We start from the raw sequence: 18,439 nt of genomic DNA, 5'->3' as shown, positions 1-18,439 counted from the left end.
CTTTTTTTGTCCTTGATGGTCCAAGGCCTGATTTTGATCAAGGCATCCGGGTCGCTTCGCTGATATGCTGTACCTACTTTGACGCAAAGAAAGGATGGCGCGAATGAACAGGACCATGAAGGCCGCCGTGGTGCGGGAGTTTGGCAAGCCGCTCACCATCGAGGAAGTCCCGGTGCCCAGGCCCGATCCCGGCCATGTGCTGGTGAAGATCGAGGCCTGCGGCGTCTGCCATACCGACCTGCATGCGGCGCAGGGCGACTGGCCCGTCAAGCCCAATCCGCCTTTCATCCCAGGCCATGAAGGCGTGGGCTATGTGGCCGCCGTGGGCGCGGGCGTCACCCATGTGAAGGAGGGCGACCGCGTCGGCATTCCCTGGCTGTACACGGCCTGCGGCCATTGCGAGCATTGCCTGGGTGGCTGGGAGACGCTGTGCGAGCAGCAAAAGAACACCGGCTACTCCGTCAACGGCGGCTTTGCGCAGTACGCGCTGGCCGATGCCAACTTCGTGGGCCTGCTGCCCGGCAGCGTGGACCTCATCGAGATCGCACCCGTGCTGTGCGCGGGCGTCACCGTCTACAAGGGCCTGAAGGTCACGGACACCAAGCCCGGCAACTGGGTGGTGATCTCGGGCATCGGCGGCCTGGGTCACATGGCCGTGCAATATGCCAAGGCCATGGGCCTGAACGTGGCGGCGGTGGATGTGGATGACGACAAGCTGGCGCTGGCCAGGCGCCTGGGCGCACAGGTCACGGTCAATGCCATGACCACCGACCCTGCGGCCTACCTGAAGAAGGAGATCGGCGGCGCACACGGCGCCCTGGTGACGGCGGTATCGCCCAAGGCCTTCGAGCAGGCGCTGGGCATGGTGCGGCGCGGCGGCACGGTGTCGCTCAACGGCCTGCCGCCCGGCAGCTTTCCGCTGCCCATCTTCAACATGGTGCTCAGCGGCGTGACCGTGCGCGGCTCCATCGTGGGCACGCGGCTGGACCTGCAGGAGTCGCTGGACTTCGCGGCCATGGGCAAGGTCAAGGCCACCGTGTCCACAGACCGGCTGGAGAACATCAACGACATCTTTGCGCGCATGCATGAAGGCAAGATCGAAGGGCGCGTGGTGCTGGACCTGAACGCCTGACGCCTTGCCCGCCCCAAAAAAACAGGCTTCCCTCGGGAAGCCTGTTTTGCATGGCGCACGCCCTACACCATGCGGCGGATCGGGCGCTTCTTCCAGACCAGCTTGTAGTAGGCGGTCTGAAGGCACAGCGTCAGGGTGTAGGACAGCGGAAGCGCCATCCAGATCCCCATCAGCCCGAAGCTGCGGCTCAGCCACCAGGCCATGGGCAGCTCCAGCACGGCGAGCACCATGATGGTGATGGCCGTGGGAATGACCACATCGCCGCTGGCGCGCATGATGGACGACAGGGCGATGAAACAGCCCAGCAGCAGGCCGCTCCACAGCACGATGTACAGCAGCTCGATGGCCAGCACCAGCACCTGCTCGTCGGTGATGAACATGCCCAGCAGCGGCCGTGCGAACAGGCTGCCGATCAGGGCCAGGGCGGCGCCCAATGCCAGGTTCATGCGGATGGCCGTGGCCGTGATGGCTCCCAGCCGCTCGCTGCGGCCCGCGCCGATGGCCTGGGCTCCGAGGATGGAGGCCGTGATGGCGACCGAGATCACGGGAAACTGCGCAAATGAGTTGATCTGGTTGACTGCGCCATAGGCGGCCGTGGCGCTGGAGCCGAAGCCGTTGACCAGCGACACGACGACCAGCCCGGCCATGGACGAGGCAATCATCTGCACGCCCGTGGGAATGCCCACGCGCAGGATGCTCTTGAGCAGGGTCCTGTCAATGCGCATGGCCTTCCACAGCGCGGCATTGGGCGCCAGCGGGCTGCCGATGCGGCGCAGCCGCCAGCCCAGCCAGGCCAGCGCCAGGGTGAAGCCCAGGATCATGGATACACCTGCGCTGGCCACGCCCAGGCGCGGCAGGCCGGCCCAGCCCGCGATCAGCGCCGGGGTGCAGGCCAGGCCCGTGCCCGTGGAGATCAGCAGGGCCAGCATGGGCGAGACCGTGTCGCCCACGCCGCGCAGCAGCGAGGTGGCCAGCAGAAACACGAACAGCCCCGGCATGCCCAGCAGCACGATGCGCGAGTACAGCGTGGCCTGCTCCATGATGTCGGGCGGCGTGCCCAGCAATCGCATCAGCGGCTCGGTGAACAGCCCGCCGAACAGGGCCACGATGGCGCCAAACAGCAGGCCTATGCACATGGCTGTGCCTGCAATCGCGCGCAGCTTGTCGTGCATGCGCGCGCCGTAGGCCTGGCCGATCAGCACCGAGGAGCCCGCGCCCAGGCCGATCACGAAGGCGATGAAGAGGAACATCACCGGAAAGAAGGCCGCGACGGCGGCCAGCGCCTGCACGCCCAGCATCTGGCCGATGAAGACGCTGTTGATGGTGCCCGACAGCGATTGCAGGATGTTGGCCAGCACCATGGGGCCCAGGAACACCAGAAAGGTGCGCCACAGCGGCTGGCTGCCGGCAATGGGCGGCCCGCCAGGGCTGGATGCGGCAGGCGCGGCGGCCTGGGGCAGGGGTTCGGTTGGTTTCGTCATGTTGTGTCTGGTAATGCGACGAGAAAAGCAGTGAGGTCGGGCCGGTTCAGGTTTTCAGTCCTGGGCTGGTGCCGCAGGTGAGCCCGCCCACACGGGGCCGCCCAGTTGCTGCAGGTAGCTTCGCACATCCTCGGGCCAGGCGGCGGTGTGCTGTGCAAAGGCTTCGGCCTGGCGTGCAAACAGGGCGCGGCTGGCGTCCTCGAAATGGGGCAGGTCGCCCGCCATCTCGCTCATGAAACGGTAGACGGCTTCGGTGGCGGCGCGCACGGCATCCTGTGCGGCGTGCTTGCCGCGCGCCTCGTCCACCAGCCTGCGCAGTGCGCCGGAGGCGCCGCCGGGCTGGCGGTTGAGCCATTCCCAGTGCCGTGGCAGCAAGGTGACTTCGCGTGCCACCACGCCCAGCTTGGGGCGGCCCACGCTGCGGGGCGCGGCGGCTTGACCGGGTACGGGCGATGCGGCCAGCTCGCTGCGCCAGTCCAGGTCCAGCCGCATGCCGCTGTGGTCGTCGAAAACCCACAACGGCGGTGCCGATCCACTGCCCTGCGCCTGTTGTTCATGGCTTTGCAGGAACTGCAGGACGGCAGGCCTGTCCCCCTGGAGCAGACGGCCATGGCCCTGGAAGATGGTGTAGCTGGGTGCGGGCTCGGCGCCCGCCATGCAAGAGTCGGTAGTCATGCGGTGGATATTAGCCGGGTAAAATTTGCAAGTCAATTAAATCCGGGTAAATATCTGCATGGATACCGCGCGCCCAAAGAAAAAGCCCCTGGCAGAGACTGCCAGGGGCTTCGCAGAGGGAACTGCAAGCGTTGTTTAGACGCGCTTGCGGTATTCGCCCGTGCGGGTGTCGATTTCGATCTTGTCGCCCTGGCTCACGAACAGGGGCACGGGCACTTCGAAGCCGGTGGCAATCTTGGCGGGCTTGAGCACCTTGCCCGATGTGTCGCCCTTGACGGCGGGTTCGGTCCAGGTGATTTCGCGTTCCACGGAAGTGGGCAGTTCGCAGGAGATGGCCTTGCCGTCGTAGAACACGACTTCGGCTTCCATGCCGTCTTCCAGGTAGTTGATGGCGTCACCCATGTTGGTGGCTTCCACTTCGTACTGGTTGAAGTCTGCATCCATCCACACGTACATCGGATCGGCGAAGTAGGAGTAGGTGCACTCCTTCTTGTCCAGGATCACGTTGTCGATCTTGTCGTCGGCCTTGAAGACGACTTCGGTGCCCATGTTGCCCAGCAGGGACTTGAGCTTCATGCGGACGGTGGCGGCGCCGCGGCCACCGCGAGCGTATTCGGTCTTCAGGACGATCATCGGGTCCTTGCCGTGCATGATCACGTTGCCGGCGCGGATTTCTTGAGCGATTTTCATAGCTTGCTTGGCTGAGGTTGAGCCGCTCAACAGGGCAGGCAAGCGAAGTCGCTGGGACGGTGCGCCTGCCGCAGTTCCGCGGCGGGTGCAACCCTGGTTGGTCGATGGCGGCCGGCTGGCGGTCGCCCGCAGCGGCGCCTCCAGGGAGGCAAAACGTGCATTCTAGCTTTTTTCGGTCACGAAAGCTTGTAGCTGCTCAATCAATGGGGTCTGTTGCAGCAGCCGCAAGCGTGCCGCCTGCACGCATTCCTGCCATTGCTGCAGCAGCGCAGGCGTGATTGCGGGCAAGGTGCTTGCCGGTGCCATGCCGTTCCAGGCATGGTGGAGGGCGCGCAGGCTGGCTGGTGCCTGCAGCCAGTCAAGAAAGGCGTCGAGCTTGTCGTGATGGGCATCGTCGTGCTGGGGATAGATGTGCCAGACCAGCGGTTGGCCCGCCCACAGCGCGCGTACCAGCGAATCCTCGCCACGCACCAGGTTCAGGTCGCAGGCCCAGAGCATTTCATCGAACTGAGGTTGGGGGCAGGGCTGCAGCGCATGCCGGGTCACCGCGCCTTGTTTCGTGGCGGGCACGCTGGCCATGGCCTGTTGCACGGCGGCGGTTGCGCGCCCCGGGGTCACCAGCAAATGCGTGGCCTGCGGCGCAGGAGGCGCTGCATGCAGTTGGGCCAGCCATTGAGGCAGGGCAGGGGGCTCGTAGCAGAACAGCGAGATGGCGCAATCGCCGGTGCCTATGCCGTGGCGTGTGCGCCAGGCCTGCCGGCCCTCGGAAGCAAAAGCTGCCTGGCGCGCGGCCAGGTCCGGCTCGCGCAGCAGGCCGCCCGTGGCGGCCGTGAAGCCCGGGTAGAAGAACCAGCGCGTCAACCCCGCAGCCGGCCCCGACATCAGCGGCGAGGGCAGGCGGTGGCAGTGCTCCACATAGTCCTCTGCCGACAGGTATTCGAGGTTGATCCACAGCGGTGCCCGGCGCGCGATGGCCGCCAGAAAGGGCGGCGGGATCTCGCAGCCGAAGGCCTCGATGACCACATCACCCATGGACTGCGGGACATCCTGCGCCTGCGTGGGCCAGCCGTGCACGCTGAGCCCGGCCGGGTGCGGCCGGGGAGCCATCCAGGCCAGGGCGCTGGCGTCGTCCATCCACAGCCGCACGCGCTGGCCGCGTGAGGCCAGGTCGGCCGCCGCGCGCCAGCACACGCCGATGTCGCCAAAGTTGTCTATGACCTGGCAGAAGATGTCCCAGGTCCGTGCGGCGGCCTGCTCTGGCAGAGGGGCCGGGGGGATGGGGTTGAAGGCAAGCATGGGAATCAGGGTTCGCACAGGTGTTCGACCAGCAACTGCGCCACGGGCGGCAGTGCCTCTTGCGAGCGCACGCACAGCATCAGCTGGCGCTCGGCCCAGGGCTCGTCCAGCGCAATGCAGCGCAGCGGCAGGGCGCCCAGGTACAGGCGTGCGCTGCCTTCGGGCAGGATGCCGACGCCCAGGCCCGAGGCCACCATCAGGCACAGCGCGTCATAGCCCGTGACCTTCATGCGCAGCCGGGGCTGCAGGCCCAGGTCAGCGGCCGCGCGCGTGATCTGGTGGTTGAGCGCGCTGCCGGCGTGCATGCCCACCAGGTCATGGTCCAGCACCTGGGCCAGCCGCAGCGAGCGCCGCCGTACCAGCGCATGGCCCTGGGGCACGATGACGATGAGGCGATCGCGCCGGTACGGGCGCAGGCGGATCTTCTCTCCATAGCTGCCCTGGTTGAGGATGCCGATGTCGGCCTCGTTGTCGGCCACGGCGCGTGCGATGTCGCTGCTCACGCGCTCCTGCAGGCGCACGTCCACATGCGGATGCTGGTCCAGGAAGCGCTGCAGCTGGGAGGGCAGGAACTGGGTGATGGCCGAGATGTTGGCCATCACACGCACATGGCCGCGCAGGCCACTGCCGTACTCGCGCATCTGCTCGCCGATGCCGTCCAGGTCGTTGAGCACGCCGCGCGCCATGTTCAGCAGTGCATAGGCTGCGGCCGTGGGCACGCTGCCGCGGTTGCTGCGGGTGAACAGCTCCACCTGCAGCTGGCTTTCCAGCTCGGCCAGCCGCCGGCTGGCGGCCGAGGGGGCGATGTGTTCGCGTGCGGCGGCGCGTGCGATGGCGCTTTCCTCCATCACGGCCACGAACAGGCGCAGCGAAATCGGGTCAAGTTTCATGGGGTGGCGATTATCTCCCGGCCCCGCCCGGCTGGGTTCTGCCATGCCGGTTTGCGATGGCAGCGTCGCGCTTGAGCGTTTTGCGGCCGGCGCGGACGGCGGCAAGATCGGCGCCGCGGCAATGCCATCGGAGGCTGGCCGCAGGAGACAAAGAGGAAGCGCTAACCCATGACACAACAGACAAGGCTGGTTCCCACCCCCGGCGCACTCAACGGCGTGCGCGTGGTCGAGATGGGGCAATTGATCGCAGGGCCGTTCTGCGGCAAGACGCTGGGCGAGTTCGGCGCCGACGTGGTCAAGATCGAGGCGCCGGGCGCGGGCGATCCGCTGCGCAACTGGCGCCTGATCAAGAACGGCACCTCGGTCTGGTGGCAGGTGCAGTCGCGCAACAAGCGCTCGGTGGCGCTGGACCTGCGCCAGCAGGAAGGCCAGGACATCGCACGGCGCCTGATCGCCGAGGCCGATGTGCTGGTCGAGAACTTCCGCCCCGGCACGCTGGAAGGCTGGGGCATGTCGCCCGAAGAGCTGCATGCGCTCAACCCTGGCCTGGTCATCCTGCGCATCTCGGGCTACGGCCAGACCGGCCCCTACCGCGACCTGCCGGGCTTTGGCGTGATCGGCGAGGCCATGGGCGGCCTGCGCCACCTGACGGCCGAGCCCGGCCGCGTGCCGGTGCGCGTTGGCGTCTCGATAGGCGACACGCTGGCCGCGCTGCATGGCGTGATCGGCGTGATGATGGCCCTGTACCACCGCAAGGTGAACGGCGGTGCCGGCCAGGTCATCGACGTGGCGCTGCACGAGGCCGTCTTCAACGTCATGGAAAGTCTGCTGCCCGAATACAGCGCCTTCGGTGCCGTGCGCGAGGCGGCGGGCAGCGCGCTGCCGGGCATTGCGCCGTCCAACGCCTATCCCTGCCAAGACGGGTGGGTGCTGGTGGCCGGCAATGGCGACTCGATATTCAAGCGCCTGATGGCCACCATCGGCCGCCAGGACCTGGCCGACGACCCGCAGCTGGCCGACAACGCGGGCCGCGTGGCGCGCATCGCCGAGATCGACGCCGTCATCGGCGGCTGGACGCGCTCGCAGAGCGTGCAGGCCGTGATGGACCAGCTGGCCGCCGCGCGCGTGCCGGCCGGCAAGGTCTACACGGCCAAGGACATTGCCGAGGACCCGCACTACCGCGCCCGCGACATGATCCTCAGCCAGCACACGCGCGATGGCGACGACATCGAGGTGCCGGGCATCGTCCCCAAGCTCTCGCTCACGCCCGGCACGGTGCGCAGCAGTGCGCCCCATGTGGGCGATGACACCGATGCCGTGCTGGCCGAGGCCGGCCTCACGGCCCAACAGATTGCGCTGCTGCGCAGCAAGGGAGTGATCCAATGAATGCCGTCCACCCCACGGATGTCTGGCAGGGCGCGGGCCGCCGCGTTTTCTTCAACGAGGTCGGCACGCGCGACGGGCTGCAGATGGAGCAGGCCTTTGTCCCCACCGAGGACAAGATCGCCCTGGTCAATGCGCTGTCGCAGGCCGGCCTGTCCAAGATCGAGGTCACGGCCTTTGTCTCGCCCACCGCCATTCCCGCGCTGCGCGATGGCGAGATCGTCATGCGTGAGATAGAGCGCCGCCCCGGCACCGTCTACACCGCCCTGGTGCCCAATGCCCGCGGCGCCGAGCGCGCCATCGAGGCGCGCACGGACGAGCTCAACCTCGTCATGTCGGTCAGCGAAACCCACAACCTGTGCAACCTGCGCATGCAGCGCAGCCAGTCGTTCGCGGCGCTGGCCCAGGTCGTGGCCACTGCGCAGCAGGCGGGCGTGCCGGTCAACGTCTCGCTGTCGTGCTGCTTTGGCTGCCCCATGGAGGGCGATGTGCCGCAGCAGGAAGTCTTCGACTGGGTGCAGCGCTTTGCCGACCTGGGCGTGCAGGGCATCACGCTGTGCGACACCACGGGCATGGCCTTCCCGACCCAGGTGCGTGCCATGGTGGCCGCCTTCCGGCAGCGCTGGCCGCAGCTGGGACTGACCCTGCACTTCCACAACACACGCGGCATGGCCCTGGGCAATGTGCTGGCCTCGATCGAGGCGGGCGGCGACCGCTTCGACGCCTCCATCGGCGGCCTGGGCGGCTGCCCCTACGCGCCCGGCGCATCGGGCAATGCCTGCACCGAGGACATCGTCCACGCGCTGCAGCTCATGGGCTACTACACCGGCGTGGACCTGGCGCAGATCGTCGCGGCCGCGCGCAGCCTGCCCGCGCTGATCGGCCATGACACGGCCAGCCAGATCGCCAAGGCCGGTGCCCGGCTGGACCTGCACCAGCCGCCAGCCGACTTTGCAGCCATCCGCGAACGGGCTTTGGCCAAGGGCTGAGGCCGGCGCGCATTCTCATTCACAAGAACCGAGCAAACCAAGGAGACAAAGATGAAGAAGATTCAACGCAGACAGATCGCAGCCGTGGCCATGGCCATCGCAGGACTGGGCCTGGGCGGCACAGCCGCGCTGGCCCAGGGCGGCTACCCCGCCAAGACCATCACCATGATCGTGCCGGCCGCAGCCGGCGGCACCACCGACCTGGCGGCGCGCATGGCGGCCCAGGCGCTGGCGCCCGTCATCGGCCAGTCGGTGGTGGTGGACAACAAGGGCGGCGGCAACGGCTCCATCGCAGCCAGCCTGGTCAAGCGTGCCGAGGCCGATGGCTACACCCTGCTCATGCAGTACTCGGGCTACCACGTCATCTCGCCCCACCTGACCAAGGCCCGCATCTGGGAGCAGGGCGACTTCCAGCCCGTGGCCAATGTGCTGTCGGCGCCGCAGATCATCGTGGTGCGCTCCGAGCTGCCCGTGAAGACGCTGGCCGAACTCGTGGCCTATGCCAAGGCCAACCCCGGCAAGCTGAACTACGCCTCGTCGGGCAATGGCTCGCTGCAGCACGTGACGGGCGCCATGCTGGAGCAGCAGGCCGGCATCAAGATGGTCCACGTCCCCTACAAGGGCACCGGCCCCGCGCTGCAGGACCTGCTGGGCGGCCAGGTGGACCTGACCTTCGGCACGGCGCCGCCCTTCATGCCCCATGTGCAAAGCGGCAAGCTGCGCGTGCTGGCCGTCACCGGCACGCAGCGCCTGCCCAGCCTGCCTGATGCGCCCACCACGGCCGAGGCCGGCTATGCGGGCGTCAACGCCACCTCCTGGTTTGCCGTGTTTGCGCCCGCCGCCACGCCCAAGCCCGTGATCGACAAGCTCACGGCCGACCTCAAGAAGGTGGTGGAGAACCCGGCCTTCAAGCAAAAGGCACAGGAGCAGGGCGCCACGGCGGACTACATGAACCCGCAGCAACTGGGCACCATGGTCAAGACCGAGTGGTCCAACTGGGCCCAGGTGGTCAAGTCCTCGAAGATCGAGGCCGAGTAAGAGCCCGGGGGCCCGCAGGCCCGCTGCGGCGGGCCCGGGCAGCGGCCACAATAGGCGCATGTCCGAATCCCATTCCGATGAACTGCTGGCCCAGGTGGCAGCGCTGCCGGGCCTGCCCGGCGTCTACCGCTATTTCGACGCGGCAGGCGGCCTGCTGTACGTGGGCAAGGCCATCAACCTCAAGCGCCGCGTCTCCAGCTACTTCACCAAGAACCATGGCGGCACGCGCATAGGCCACATGGTGGGCAAGATCGCCCGCATGGAGACCACGGTGGTGCGCTCCGAGGCCGAGGCCCTGCTGCTCGAAAACAACCTGATCAAGACGCAGCACCCCAAGTACAACATCCTGTTTAGGGACGACAAGAGCTATCCCTACCTGAAGATCACCGGCGTGGCCGCGCGCGACGGCCAGGCTGGCGAGCCTGCCCACCAGCGCTTCGCGCGCATGGCCTACTACCGTGGTGCCGTGGACAAGCGCCACCGCTACTTCGGTCCCTATCCCAACGCCTGGGCCGTCAAGGAAAGCATCCAGTTGCTGCAGAAGGTCTTCCGGCTGCGCACCTGCGAGGACACGGTCTTTGCCAACCGCTCGCGCCCCTGCCTGCTCTACCAGATCAAGCGCTGCAGCGGCCCTTGCGTGGATCTGATCTCGCCCGAAGCCTATGCGCTGGATGTGCGCAATGCCGAGGCCATGCTGCGCGGCGAAACCCAGGAACTGCTGCGCCAGCTGGAGGCCCGCATGATGGAGCACGCCGGGCGCATGGAGTACGAGCAGGCCGCCGAGGTGCGCAACCAGATGACGGCACTGTCGCGCGTGTTGCACCAGCAGGTCATAGAAACCGCCGACGACCGCGACGTGGACATCCTCGCCGTGAAGGTGCAGGGCGGCCGCGCCTGCGTCAACCTGGCCATGGTGCGCGGTGGCCGCCATCTGGGCGACCGGCCGTACTTTCCCGCCAATCTGGGCGATGCCGCCTCGGTCTACGCCGGCGAGGAAGAGGCCAATCTTGCCGAATCCGCGCGCCCGGTCGAGGACATCGTGCTGGAGGCCTTCATCGCCCAGCACTACACCGGCGTGGCCGTGCCGCCCGTGCTCATCGTCAGCCACCCGGTGGACAAGAAGCTGCTGGCCCTGCTGAGCGAGCAAGGCGGCGTGCGCATCACCGCCGTGCAGCAGCCGCGCGAGCAGCGGCGTATCTGGCTGGAGATGGCGCAAAAGAACGCCGACATCCAGATGGCCCGCCTGCTGGCCGAAGAAGGCTCGCAGCAGGCGCGCACGCGCGCGCTGGTCGAGGCGCTGGACCTGGCCTGCGAGAACCTGGACGAACTCACCATCGAATGCTTCGACATCTCGCACACGGCGGGCGAGGCCACGCAGGCCTCCTGCGTGGTCTTCCATCACCACAAGATGCAAAGCAGCGAATACCGGCGCTTCAACATCGAGGGCATCACGGGCGGCGACGACTATGCCGCCATGCGTCAGGTGCTGACGCGCCGCTACAGCCGCGTGGCCGAAGCGCAAAGAGAGGCGGGCGGTGCCGAGCTAACGGGCAAGCAGCCGCAACTGCCGGACCTGGTGCTGGTCGACGGCGGCAAGGGCCAGGTCAGCATGGCGCGCGAAGTCTTCGAGCAACTGGGCCTCGATGTCTCGCGCATCGTGGGCGTGGAAAAGGGCGAGGGGCGCAAGGTCGGCCTGGAAGAACTGGTCTTTGCCGACGGGCGCGAGAAGATCTACCTGGGCTACGACTCGGCCGCGCTGATGCTGGTGGCCCAGATCCGCGACGAGGCCCACCGCTTCGCCATCACCGGCATGCGCGCGGCGCGTGCCAAGGTGCGCGTGGGCGGCGGCAAGCTCGAAGAGATTCCGGGCGTCGGCCCCAAGAAGCGAGCGCGCCTGCTGCAGCGCTTTGGCGGCGTGCGCGGCGTGTCCGAAGCCACCGTCGAGGACCTGTGCAGCGTGGACGGCATCTCGGCCGCGCTGGCTGAAGATATCTACCGTGCATTGCATTGAAATGACCGTCCCGCAGGCTGCACCGCGGGCCTTGAAACAGAACCTCAAACACCAAGGTACGTGACACAATGGCGGCCATGTTTCTCACAATCCCCACCTTGATGACCTGTACGCGGATCGTCGCGATTCCGCTGATCGTCGGGGTGTTCTACGCGCCGTTCGATGTGGCGACCCGCAACCTGGTCGCCACGGTCATGTTCATCGTCTTCGCGGCCACCGACTGGCTCGACGGCTACCTGGCGCGCAAGCTCAACCAGACATCGGCCTTCGGCGCCTTCCTCGACCCGGTGGCCGACAAGTTCCTGGTCTGCGCGTCGCTGCTGGTGCTGGTGCACCTGCAGCGCACCGATGTGTTCGTGGCCCTGATCATCATCGGCCGCGAGATCGCCATCTCGGCCCTGCGCGAGTGGATGGCGCACCTGGGCGCGGGCAAGAGCGTGGCCGTCCACATGCTGGGCAAGCTCAAGACCACGGCGCAGATGGTGGCCATTCCCTTCCTGCTGTACGACGGCCGTGTGTTCGGCATGATCGACACCGGCGTCTGGGGCCAGGTGCTGATCTGGGTGGCGGCGGTGCTCACCGTCTGGTCGATGGTGTACTACCTGCAAAAAGCCCTGCCCGAGATCCGCGCGCGGGTCACGCACTGAGGGCCTTTCCGGCCGTTCCCGGGATCCTGCGCCAGACACGTCAAACTGTCTGGCGTTGCTATTTTTTTGGAAGCATTTGAATCAGGCAGGGCAGCCGCTGCGGCGTCGTGGATGCGAAGCGGTGAGGCGCATTGCAGCACTGGCAAGGCCTGCAGCGGACAAGTCCATTGTCAACCCTTGTCAATTCGTGAAGCCGCTAGCCTGCGCCGGGCGCAAAAAACCGGCCGCAAAGCCAAAGCTGGCGCCAAAACCGCATAGAATCGTCCCCTGTCGCTGCGATGCGCAGCGTGCATTGACACCTGGAAGGTCGATGGCTTTAATTCACCGATGTCTGCCCCGAGGCAGGCGTCGAACGGCAAGCCAGATTCCGTATCCGTCGCGCCGGGTTTCTGGTCGAGCCAAGTTGGTGGCCGCAGAGACATCCCATTCACTTATTTCTCCAGAGGCATCTTGTGAATAAAACCGAACTGATTGAGCACATCGCTAACAACGCCGACATCTCCAAGGCTGCGGCTGCTCGTGCACTGGATTCCACGATTGAGGCTGTGAAGAAAACCCTCAAAAAGGGTGGTACAGTGTCGCTCGTTGGTTTTGGCACATTCGCCGTTGGTAAGCGCGCTGCTCGTACGGGCCGCAACCCCCGCACCGGCGAAACCATCAAGATCAAGGCCGCCAAGGTTCCAAAGTTCCGTCCGGGCAAGGCATTGAAAGATGCCCTGAACTGACACCAGTCAAGGTGGGGTGCTTAGCTCAGTTGGTAGAGCGGCGCCCTTACAAGGCGTAGGTCGGCGGTTCGACCCCGTCAGCACCCACCAAGAACAAAAGGCGAACGAAAGTTCGCCTTTTCTATTTCTGCCATTGAAAGACGACAGACCATGTTCGAATCCATCCGCAAGCATTCCAAGTTCGTGATGATCTTGTTGTTCTTGCTGATCATTCCCTCGTTCATCTTCGTGGGTGTGAACCAGAACTACTTCACAGAGTCCAGCGTCATCGTCGCACGTGTCGATGGTCATGAGATCAAGCAGGCCGACTGGGAGAACGCGCACCGCATGGAGAGTGATCGCCTGCGCGCCGAGAACCCCAACATCGACCCCAAGCTGCTGGACTCGCCGCAGGCGCGCTACGCCACGCTGGAGAAGATGGTGCGTGACCAGGTGCTGGCCGCTGCCGTGCAGAAGATGCACCTGGCAGCGTCCGATGCGCAACTGGTGCGCACGCTGCAGGAGATTCCCGCGATTGCCGCGCTCAAGAAGCCTGATGGCTCGATGGATGCCGAGGCCTACCGCGCCCTGGTCGGATCGCAGGGCCTGACGCCCGAAGGCTTCGAGGCCAACCTGCGCCGCGAGCTGTCCATGAACCAGGTGATGGGTGGTGTGACGGGTACGGCCTTTGCGACCGACACCCAGGTCAAGCAGGCCATCGATGCGCTGTACCAGCGCCGCGAAGTGCAGGTGGCCCGCTTTGAAGCCAGCGCCTACGCCAGCAAGGTCCAGCCCACCGAGGCCGACCTCAAGGCCTACTACGATGCCCACACCAGCCAGTTCCAGCAATCGGAGCAGGCCAAGGTGGAATACCTGCTGCTGGACGTTCCCAGCATCGAGGCCGGCATCACGCTGAGCGAAGACGATGTGCGTTCCTACTACAACCAGAACGCCGAGCGCCTGGCCGGCCCCGAAGAGCGCCGTGCCAGCCACATCCTGATCAATGCAAGCAAGGATGCGCCTGCTGCCGAGCAGGAAAAAGCCAAGGCCAAGGCCGAGGAGCTGCTGGCCGAGCTGCGCAAGGACCCCAAGCGCTTCGCCGAACTGGCCAAGGCCAATTCGCAAGACGGTGGCTCCGCTGCATCGGGCGGCGATCTGGGCTACTTTGGCCGCAGTGCCATGGTCAAGCCGTTCGAGGACGCAGCCTTCGGCATGAAAGTGGGCGACATCAGCGACGTGGTGCACAGCGACTTCGGCTACCACATCATCTCGCTGGTGGACATCAAGAAGCCCAAGGCTCCGAGCTTCGAGCAGATGCGTCCCAAGCTGGAAGCCGAACTCAAGCAGCAGCAGGCCCAGCGCAAGTTCGCCGAACTGGCGGAAGGTTTCTCCAATGCCGTCTACGAACAGTCGGACAGCCTGCAGCCCGTGGCCGAGAAGTTCAAGCTCACCGTGCAAAAGGCAGACCATGTGACGCGCCAGCCCGGCCCCAACGTCAAGGGCCCCCTGGCCAATCCCCGCTTCCTGGAAGCGCTGTTCTCCAGCGACTCGCTGAACAACAAGCGCAACACCGATGCGGTGGAGCTGGGTTCCAGCCAACTGGTGGCCGGCCGCGTGGTGGAGTACACACCTGCCCGCACGCTGCCCATGGCCGAGGTCGGCGACAAGCTGCGCACCCTGTACGTGGCGCAAAAGTCCGCCGAACTGGCCAAGGCCGATGGCGAGGCCAAGCTTGCAGCATGGAAGGCCAAGCCTGATGCGGCGCAACTGCCTGCCGCCAAGGTGATCAGCCGTGACCAGCCCGAAGGCCTGTCGCGCGAAGTGGTGGATGCCGCCCTGCGCGCACCGACCGCTCAGCTGCCTGCCTGGACGGGTGTCGACATGGGTGCCCAAGGCTATGCCGTGGTCAAGATCAACCGCATCGTCGAGCGCCCGGCCGATGATGCACAGGCTGCTGCCGCGCAGAAGCAGGACTTCCTGCGAAGCTCTGCGGTCGCAGAAGCTATGGCATACTACGAGCTTCTCAAGAAACAGCTCAAGGTGCAGATCAAGGTCCCGCGCCCCTGATGAGAGAAATTTCTAGCAAAACAGAAATTTCAGAAATCAAGCAGTTTTTTGGAATAGAATAGCGTTCTTCTACGGTGGCTGTAGCTCAGTTGGTAGAGTCCAGGATTGTGATTCCTGTTGTCGTGGGTTCGAGCCCCATCAGCCACCCCAAATAAAAAAATCCCCAAAGCAGAAATGCTCTGGGGATTTTTGCTTTGGGCGGCAGGGGGACTGGTTGTCCCCGAAAGCTCCAGGGACGCCGCGCAAGGCCCCTGCCGGCTGCGGCTGCATGGAGGATGGCGGCATCCTGCACGTTGCCCGCGTCCCCCGATGCGCCTTTGTTCCTGCTGCTCCCGATCCGTCACGCAACGCCTGTTCCAAAGCATTTGCCTGCTGGTTTTTGGCATATAATCGAATGCTTCAACGGTGGCTGTAGCTCAGTTGGTAGAGTCCAGGATTGTGATTCCTGTTGTCGTGGGTTCGAGCCCCATCAGCCACCCCAAACAAGAAAATCCCCAGTGCAGAAATGCACTGGGGATTTTTGCTTTGGGCGAAAACTTTATCTTCCTCGGGTTGGAAGCAGGCGGGATATTCGCATGGCCAATCGCGCTGCGGCTGGATTGCAGCCGCTCATGCTGCCGTGGATTTTCAGGCGCTTGATGCGAGGCCTGCCTGCCTGACTTCGCGATCTGCCGTACCGCCACCGTGGCCATGCCCGTTGCGCGGGCCGTTCCGCCGAGCTTGCGTGCGCGGACGGCGGGCCGGGCTTGCTGGATGGGGTATTGCGCTCTGCGCAGGTTTTTATAAGACAAGTCCTATATTTGTCCCATGACCTGTGTCAATAGGTGTTTTGCATTGCTATTGAATTACGATTGCAAGCATCAATCAAGAGCAATGGCGCAGGGCTTGCAGGCCTGTCGCATGGTCCCCCGCCAACGAGAAGCACGCTTGCATGAAAAATCCCGGTTACACACGCAACGGCTGTCCAGGCGGCAGGTGGCAACGGCCCCGTGGCTTCACCCTCATCGAGATGATGGTTGTGGTGGCGCTGGTCGCGATTCTGGCCGCTCTGGCCGCTCCTTCCTTCATTGCTCAAATAGCCAACCAGCGCGTCAGCTCGGCTGCGCTCGAGTTGCAGTCGTTGCTGCAGCTGGCTCGCTCCGAAGCGGTCTACAAACGGGTGGAAAGCAGCTTCGTGGGCGCGGGGCAGACATGGTCCGCCAAGTCGGGAGGGCAACTGGTGCGCGAGGCCCGGGTGCCTGATGCCGTGACCGTGTCGCCCTCCGGTGATTCTTCCCAGGGCGTCCTGTTCGAAACCACGGGGACCGCCAAGCAGTTCTCCGGCGCCAGCACGCTGTACACGCTGACCGTCACGGCTCGCCATGCCACGCGCATGCACTGCCTGAGAGTGACTCGCGCCGGGCTTGTGCGCCAGCAGCGGCTGCCTGCCGGCGGCAGTTGCTGATGCGCGTGCAACGGGTCTGCAACATGTCCATTCCTTTTTCTTCTCGCAGGCAACGCGGCGCAGGCCTTATCGAGGTACTCGTCGCCGTGCTGCTGGTGGCCGTGGGGCTGCTGGGCGCCGTGCGCATCCATGTGCGTGCCATTGAATACACCGTGGATACCGAGCGGCGCCAGATGGCATCCATGCTGGCTTCCGAACTGCTGGAGACCCTGCGGGGGGATACGGCCACGGTCCTGGACGCGAAGGGCGCGCCCGTGGCGGAACTGGGCGGCTACCAGAAGCTGGAGGGTGCCGCGATGCCCTCGGCCCCGGCGGCCTGCCAGCCTTTGCCGCAGCCGCGGGAGCAGCGCCTGGCCTGCTGGGGCGATCGGGCCCGCAAGCTGGTGCCCGATCTCACCGCGGACCGCATCGACAGCTCCTTCGCCGTGAGCGCCGATGCCGATGGCCTGGTGTCCGTGACGGTGGCCTGGCCGGTCAAGAAAGGCCAATGTCTGGATGGAAGCGACAATGAATTTTGCACATTCACGCTGCGGTCGCGGCTTTGAGCGCGGGCCGGGCGCATGGGCGTGCCGCATGCGCATGCCGTCCCAGGCGGGCCTGTCCCTGGTGGAGATTCTGGTGGCGCTGGCCATCGGCCTGTTCCTCGTGCTGATTGCCACCACCATCTACATGCAGGGGCTGTCGAGCTTCGGTTTTCGCGTGGGGCAGAGCGAGAATCTCGGCAACAGCCGGCTGGCGCTGGCCGTGCTGGACTCCGAGTTTTCCAAGGCAGGCTACAGAAGAGACCCTTCGCAGGCGATGTTCGACGCATTTCCTGCCGATTCCTCGCCCCATCCCAACGGCTGCCAGTTCGCCCAGGGACAGGCGCTCTACGCGGCTGACGCGCAGAGCATCTGCCTTCGCTTCCAGCCCCGGGACGCTGCGGAAACCGATTGTGCGGGCACGCCCGCGAACCTGGGAGCCGCCGGCCCCTATGACGCTCCGGCGCCGGCGACCGGCATGTTCGCGGAGAAATACACCGTTGAAAGTGGTGTGCTGGTCTGCCGGGCAGCGCAGGAGGTTGTGCCGCTTGCCGATGGCGTGCGGGCGGTGCATTTCGAGTTCGGCATCGATCGGCAGACAGCGCCCGGCGCGATACGCCGGGTCGATGCCTTCGCGGCCACGTTGCCCGGGCAGCAGGAAGCCATCCGTTCCCTGCGCCTTGCCCTCTTGCTGGAAAGTTCCGGCAAGGTGACGCAGGGCATGGCCTCCACCGTCTGCGAGCGTTGGGCGCAACTGGGCGGCGCCGCGGCCCGATGCGATGCGAATGCCGGCGCCCTGCTGCAACTGGCCACCGGCACGCTCACCCTGAGGAATCTGATGCCATGACCGCGCTGATCGGAGCCCGGAGCCGCCGCTGCATGTCCTGTGTCCTGCACGGGCGCCAGCGCGGCAATGCCTTGCTGGTGTCCATGATCATGCTGCTGCTGGTGTTGTTGCTGGCGGTGGTCGGCATGCGCGTGGCCACGCTGGAGGCGCGCATCGCCGCCAACATGGTGGATAGCCAGCGGCTGTATGAAACCGCGGATGGCACGCTGCGAGAAGGCGAGCGCAAGCTGCTGGAGCATGCCGTCGCACTCAAGCCCTGCAATGGCGCCGGCACTCCGGTGGCCGAGGGCAGCGGCATTCCCTGCTCGGTGTCCGACGTGCGTACGGACTCCATCGGGCTCGGTACGGATTTTCGGACGACCAAGGCCAAGGCGGCCGGGTTTCAGAAGCCCGATGGGTACTGGTATCCCCGATACATCACGACCGCCTGTCCCAAGTCGGGTAGTGCGACGTCCGCGCTGGATGCACCCGCCACCGGCTGCACGGACTTCTATGAGGTCAATGCCCAGGCCACGGAAAAGTCGCAGGCCCAGGCCTGCGGAGCGGATGCGCTGTGCCTGCGGTCCAGCGTCAACATGTTCATAAAGTAAGCAGGGGGAGGGAGCTTCAATGGCTCGCATTGCA

General features: G+C 65.7%; 17 protein-coding genes and 3 tRNA genes. 15 read left to right on the top strand and 5 right to left on the bottom strand.

Annotation, left to right across the window (positions count from 1 at the left end; all coding sequences use genetic code 11):
- The first annotated feature begins 103 nt into the window (after window positions 1-103).
- The gene (gene adhP / locus LGR64_RS15450) at window positions 104-1,132 is read left to right on the top strand and encodes an alcohol dehydrogenase AdhP (RefSeq protein WP_012204716.1); all 1,029 of its coding nucleotides are present in this window, start codon (window positions 104-106) and stop codon (window positions 1,130-1,132) included.
- A 62-nt stretch (window positions 1,133-1,194) separates the two neighbouring features.
- Here adhP and LGR64_RS15445 read toward each other — a convergent pair whose 3' ends face one another.
- From LGR64_RS15445 to LGR64_RS15425, 5 genes are all read right to left on the bottom strand, one after another.
- On the bottom strand, window positions 1,195-2,613 hold the full coding sequence (locus LGR64_RS15445; RefSeq protein WP_141833755.1) for an MATE family efflux transporter: 1,419 nt from the start codon (window positions 2,611-2,613) through the stop codon (window positions 1,195-1,197).
- 54 nt (window positions 2,614-2,667) lie between these two features.
- The gene (locus tag LGR64_RS15440) at window positions 2,668-3,270 is read right to left on the bottom strand and encodes a DUF2239 family protein (protein ID WP_034391944.1); all 603 of its coding nucleotides are present in this window, start codon (window positions 3,268-3,270) and stop codon (window positions 2,668-2,670) included.
- A 153-nt stretch (window positions 3,271-3,423) separates the two neighbouring features.
- The gene (gene efp / locus LGR64_RS15435; protein ID WP_012204719.1) at window positions 3,424-3,978 is read right to left on the bottom strand and encodes an elongation factor P; all 555 of its coding nucleotides are present in this window, start codon (window positions 3,976-3,978) and stop codon (window positions 3,424-3,426) included.
- A 162-nt stretch (window positions 3,979-4,140) separates the two neighbouring features.
- Window positions 4,141-5,274, bottom strand: coding sequence for an elongation factor P maturation arginine rhamnosyltransferase EarP (gene earP, locus LGR64_RS15430; RefSeq protein WP_141833753.1), 1,134 nt, complete (start codon window positions 5,272-5,274; stop codon window positions 4,141-4,143).
- 5 nt (window positions 5,275-5,279) lie between these two features.
- A complete protein-coding gene (locus LGR64_RS15425) occupies window positions 5,280-6,164 on the bottom strand; it encodes a LysR family transcriptional regulator (RefSeq protein WP_012204721.1) in 885 nt (294 codons plus the stop codon).
- Window positions 6,165-6,332: 168 nt separating this feature from the next.
- Between LGR64_RS15425 and LGR64_RS15420 the strand changes: the two genes are divergently transcribed.
- The 14 genes from LGR64_RS15420 (at window position 6,333) to LGR64_RS15355 (ending at window position 18,405) form a co-directional block, all read left to right on the top strand.
- Complete coding sequence (locus tag LGR64_RS15420) at window positions 6,333-7,550, top strand: CaiB/BaiF CoA transferase family protein (RefSeq protein WP_043823498.1); 1,218 nt, start codon at window positions 6,333-6,335, stop codon at window positions 7,548-7,550.
- On the top strand, window positions 7,547-8,536 hold the full coding sequence (locus tag LGR64_RS15415; RefSeq protein WP_141833750.1) for a hydroxymethylglutaryl-CoA lyase: 990 nt from the start codon (window positions 7,547-7,549) through the stop codon (window positions 8,534-8,536). The genes LGR64_RS15420 and LGR64_RS15415 overlap by 4 nt, the downstream gene beginning before the upstream one ends.
- A 51-nt stretch (window positions 8,537-8,587) precedes the next feature.
- Complete coding sequence (locus tag LGR64_RS15410) at window positions 8,588-9,574, top strand: Bug family tripartite tricarboxylate transporter substrate binding protein (protein ID WP_141833748.1); 987 nt, start codon at window positions 8,588-8,590, stop codon at window positions 9,572-9,574.
- A 58-nt stretch (window positions 9,575-9,632) separates the two neighbouring features.
- A complete protein-coding gene (gene uvrC, locus LGR64_RS15405; RefSeq protein ID WP_013803124.1) occupies window positions 9,633-11,585 on the top strand; it encodes an excinuclease ABC subunit UvrC in 1,953 nt (650 codons plus the stop codon).
- Between the two features lie 77 nt (window positions 11,586-11,662).
- Complete coding sequence (gene pgsA / locus LGR64_RS15400) at window positions 11,663-12,232, top strand: CDP-diacylglycerol--glycerol-3-phosphate 3-phosphatidyltransferase (protein WP_026062576.1); 570 nt, start codon at window positions 11,663-11,665, stop codon at window positions 12,230-12,232.
- Window positions 12,233-12,684: 452 nt separating this feature from the next.
- Window positions 12,685-12,957: an HU family DNA-binding protein gene (locus tag LGR64_RS15395; protein WP_012204727.1), complete on the top strand. Its 273-nt coding sequence runs from the start codon at window positions 12,685-12,687 to the stop codon at window positions 12,955-12,957.
- 14 nt (window positions 12,958-12,971) lie between these two features.
- A tRNA-Val gene (locus LGR64_RS15390) sits at window positions 12,972-13,047 on the top strand.
- 60 nt (window positions 13,048-13,107) lie between these two features.
- Window positions 13,108-15,003, top strand: coding sequence for a SurA N-terminal domain-containing protein (locus LGR64_RS15385; protein WP_141833745.1), 1,896 nt, complete (start codon window positions 13,108-13,110; stop codon window positions 15,001-15,003).
- Between the two features lie 74 nt (window positions 15,004-15,077).
- A tRNA-His gene (locus tag LGR64_RS15380) sits at window positions 15,078-15,153 on the top strand.
- A gap of 255 nt (window positions 15,154-15,408) precedes the next feature.
- A tRNA-His gene (locus LGR64_RS15375) sits at window positions 15,409-15,484 on the top strand.
- Window positions 15,485-15,934: 450 nt separating this feature from the next.
- Window positions 15,935-16,447, top strand: coding sequence for a GspH/FimT family pseudopilin (locus LGR64_RS15370; RefSeq protein WP_141833742.1), 513 nt, complete (start codon window positions 15,935-15,937; stop codon window positions 16,445-16,447).
- A 23-nt stretch (window positions 16,448-16,470) separates the two neighbouring features.
- Window positions 16,471-16,992: a type IV pilus modification protein PilV gene (gene pilV, locus LGR64_RS15365; RefSeq protein ID WP_230355991.1), complete on the top strand. Its 522-nt coding sequence runs from the start codon at window positions 16,471-16,473 to the stop codon at window positions 16,990-16,992.
- A gap of 28 nt (window positions 16,993-17,020) precedes the next feature.
- Window positions 17,021-17,815, top strand: coding sequence for a prepilin-type N-terminal cleavage/methylation domain-containing protein (locus LGR64_RS15360; RefSeq protein ID WP_047468784.1), 795 nt, complete (start codon window positions 17,021-17,023; stop codon window positions 17,813-17,815).
- Window positions 17,812-18,405: a pilus assembly PilX family protein gene (locus tag LGR64_RS15355; protein WP_034392036.1), complete on the top strand. Its 594-nt coding sequence runs from the start codon at window positions 17,812-17,814 to the stop codon at window positions 18,403-18,405. The genes LGR64_RS15360 and LGR64_RS15355 overlap by 4 nt, the downstream gene beginning before the upstream one ends.
- Window positions 18,406-18,439: the final 34 nt, after the last annotated feature.

Origin of the sequence: Delftia sp. Lp-1 (assembly GCF_020523835.1) — a bacterium.
In the GTDB taxonomy this organism is placed as follows: Bacteria; Pseudomonadota; Gammaproteobacteria; order Burkholderiales; family Burkholderiaceae_C; genus Comamonas; species Comamonas acidovorans.
This window is presented reverse-complemented; position numbering and strand designations above follow the sequence as displayed.

What these genes read in the sequence shown, in the direction of transcription:
- LGR64_RS15415 (WP_141833750.1), top strand. Translation starts at nt 7,547, where the DNA reads ATGAATGCCGTCCACCCCACGGATGTCTGGCAGGGCGCGGGCCGCCGC.
- LGR64_RS15355 (WP_034392036.1), top strand. Translation starts at nt 17,812, where the DNA reads ATGACCGCGCTGATCGGAGCCCGGAGCCGCCGCTGCATGTCCTGTGTC.
- LGR64_RS15445 (WP_141833755.1), bottom strand. Translation starts at nt 2,613, where the DNA reads ATGACGAAACCAACCGAACCCCTGCCCCAGGCCGCCGCGCCTGCCGCA.
- LGR64_RS15410 (WP_141833748.1), top strand. Translation starts at nt 8,588, where the DNA reads ATGAAGAAGATTCAACGCAGACAGATCGCAGCCGTGGCCATGGCCATC.
- LGR64_RS15360 (WP_047468784.1), top strand. Translation starts at nt 17,021, where the DNA reads ATGCGCATGCCGTCCCAGGCGGGCCTGTCCCTGGTGGAGATTCTGGTG.
- LGR64_RS15425 (WP_012204721.1), bottom strand. Translation starts at nt 6,164, where the DNA reads ATGAAACTTGACCCGATTTCGCTGCGCCTGTTCGTGGCCGTGATGGAG.
- LGR64_RS15370 (WP_141833742.1), top strand. Translation starts at nt 15,935, where the DNA reads ATGAAAAATCCCGGTTACACACGCAACGGCTGTCCAGGCGGCAGGTGG.
- pgsA (WP_026062576.1), top strand. Translation starts at nt 11,663, where the DNA reads ATGTTTCTCACAATCCCCACCTTGATGACCTGTACGCGGATCGTCGCG.
- uvrC (WP_013803124.1), top strand. Translation starts at nt 9,633, where the DNA reads ATGTCCGAATCCCATTCCGATGAACTGCTGGCCCAGGTGGCAGCGCTG.
- adhP (WP_012204716.1), top strand. Translation starts at nt 104, where the DNA reads ATGAACAGGACCATGAAGGCCGCCGTGGTGCGGGAGTTTGGCAAGCCG.
- pilV (WP_230355991.1), top strand. Translation starts at nt 16,471, where the DNA reads ATGTCCATTCCTTTTTCTTCTCGCAGGCAACGCGGCGCAGGCCTTATC.
- efp (WP_012204719.1), bottom strand. Translation starts at nt 3,978, where the DNA reads ATGAAAATCGCTCAAGAAATCCGCGCCGGCAACGTGATCATGCACGGC.
- LGR64_RS15385 (WP_141833745.1), top strand. Translation starts at nt 13,108, where the DNA reads ATGTTCGAATCCATCCGCAAGCATTCCAAGTTCGTGATGATCTTGTTG.
- LGR64_RS15440 (WP_034391944.1), bottom strand. Translation starts at nt 3,270, where the DNA reads ATGGCGGGCGCCGAGCCCGCACCCAGCTACACCATCTTCCAGGGCCAT.
- LGR64_RS15420 (WP_043823498.1), top strand. Translation starts at nt 6,333, where the DNA reads ATGACACAACAGACAAGGCTGGTTCCCACCCCCGGCGCACTCAACGGC.
- earP (WP_141833753.1), bottom strand. Translation starts at nt 5,274, where the DNA reads ATGCTTGCCTTCAACCCCATCCCCCCGGCCCCTCTGCCAGAGCAGGCC.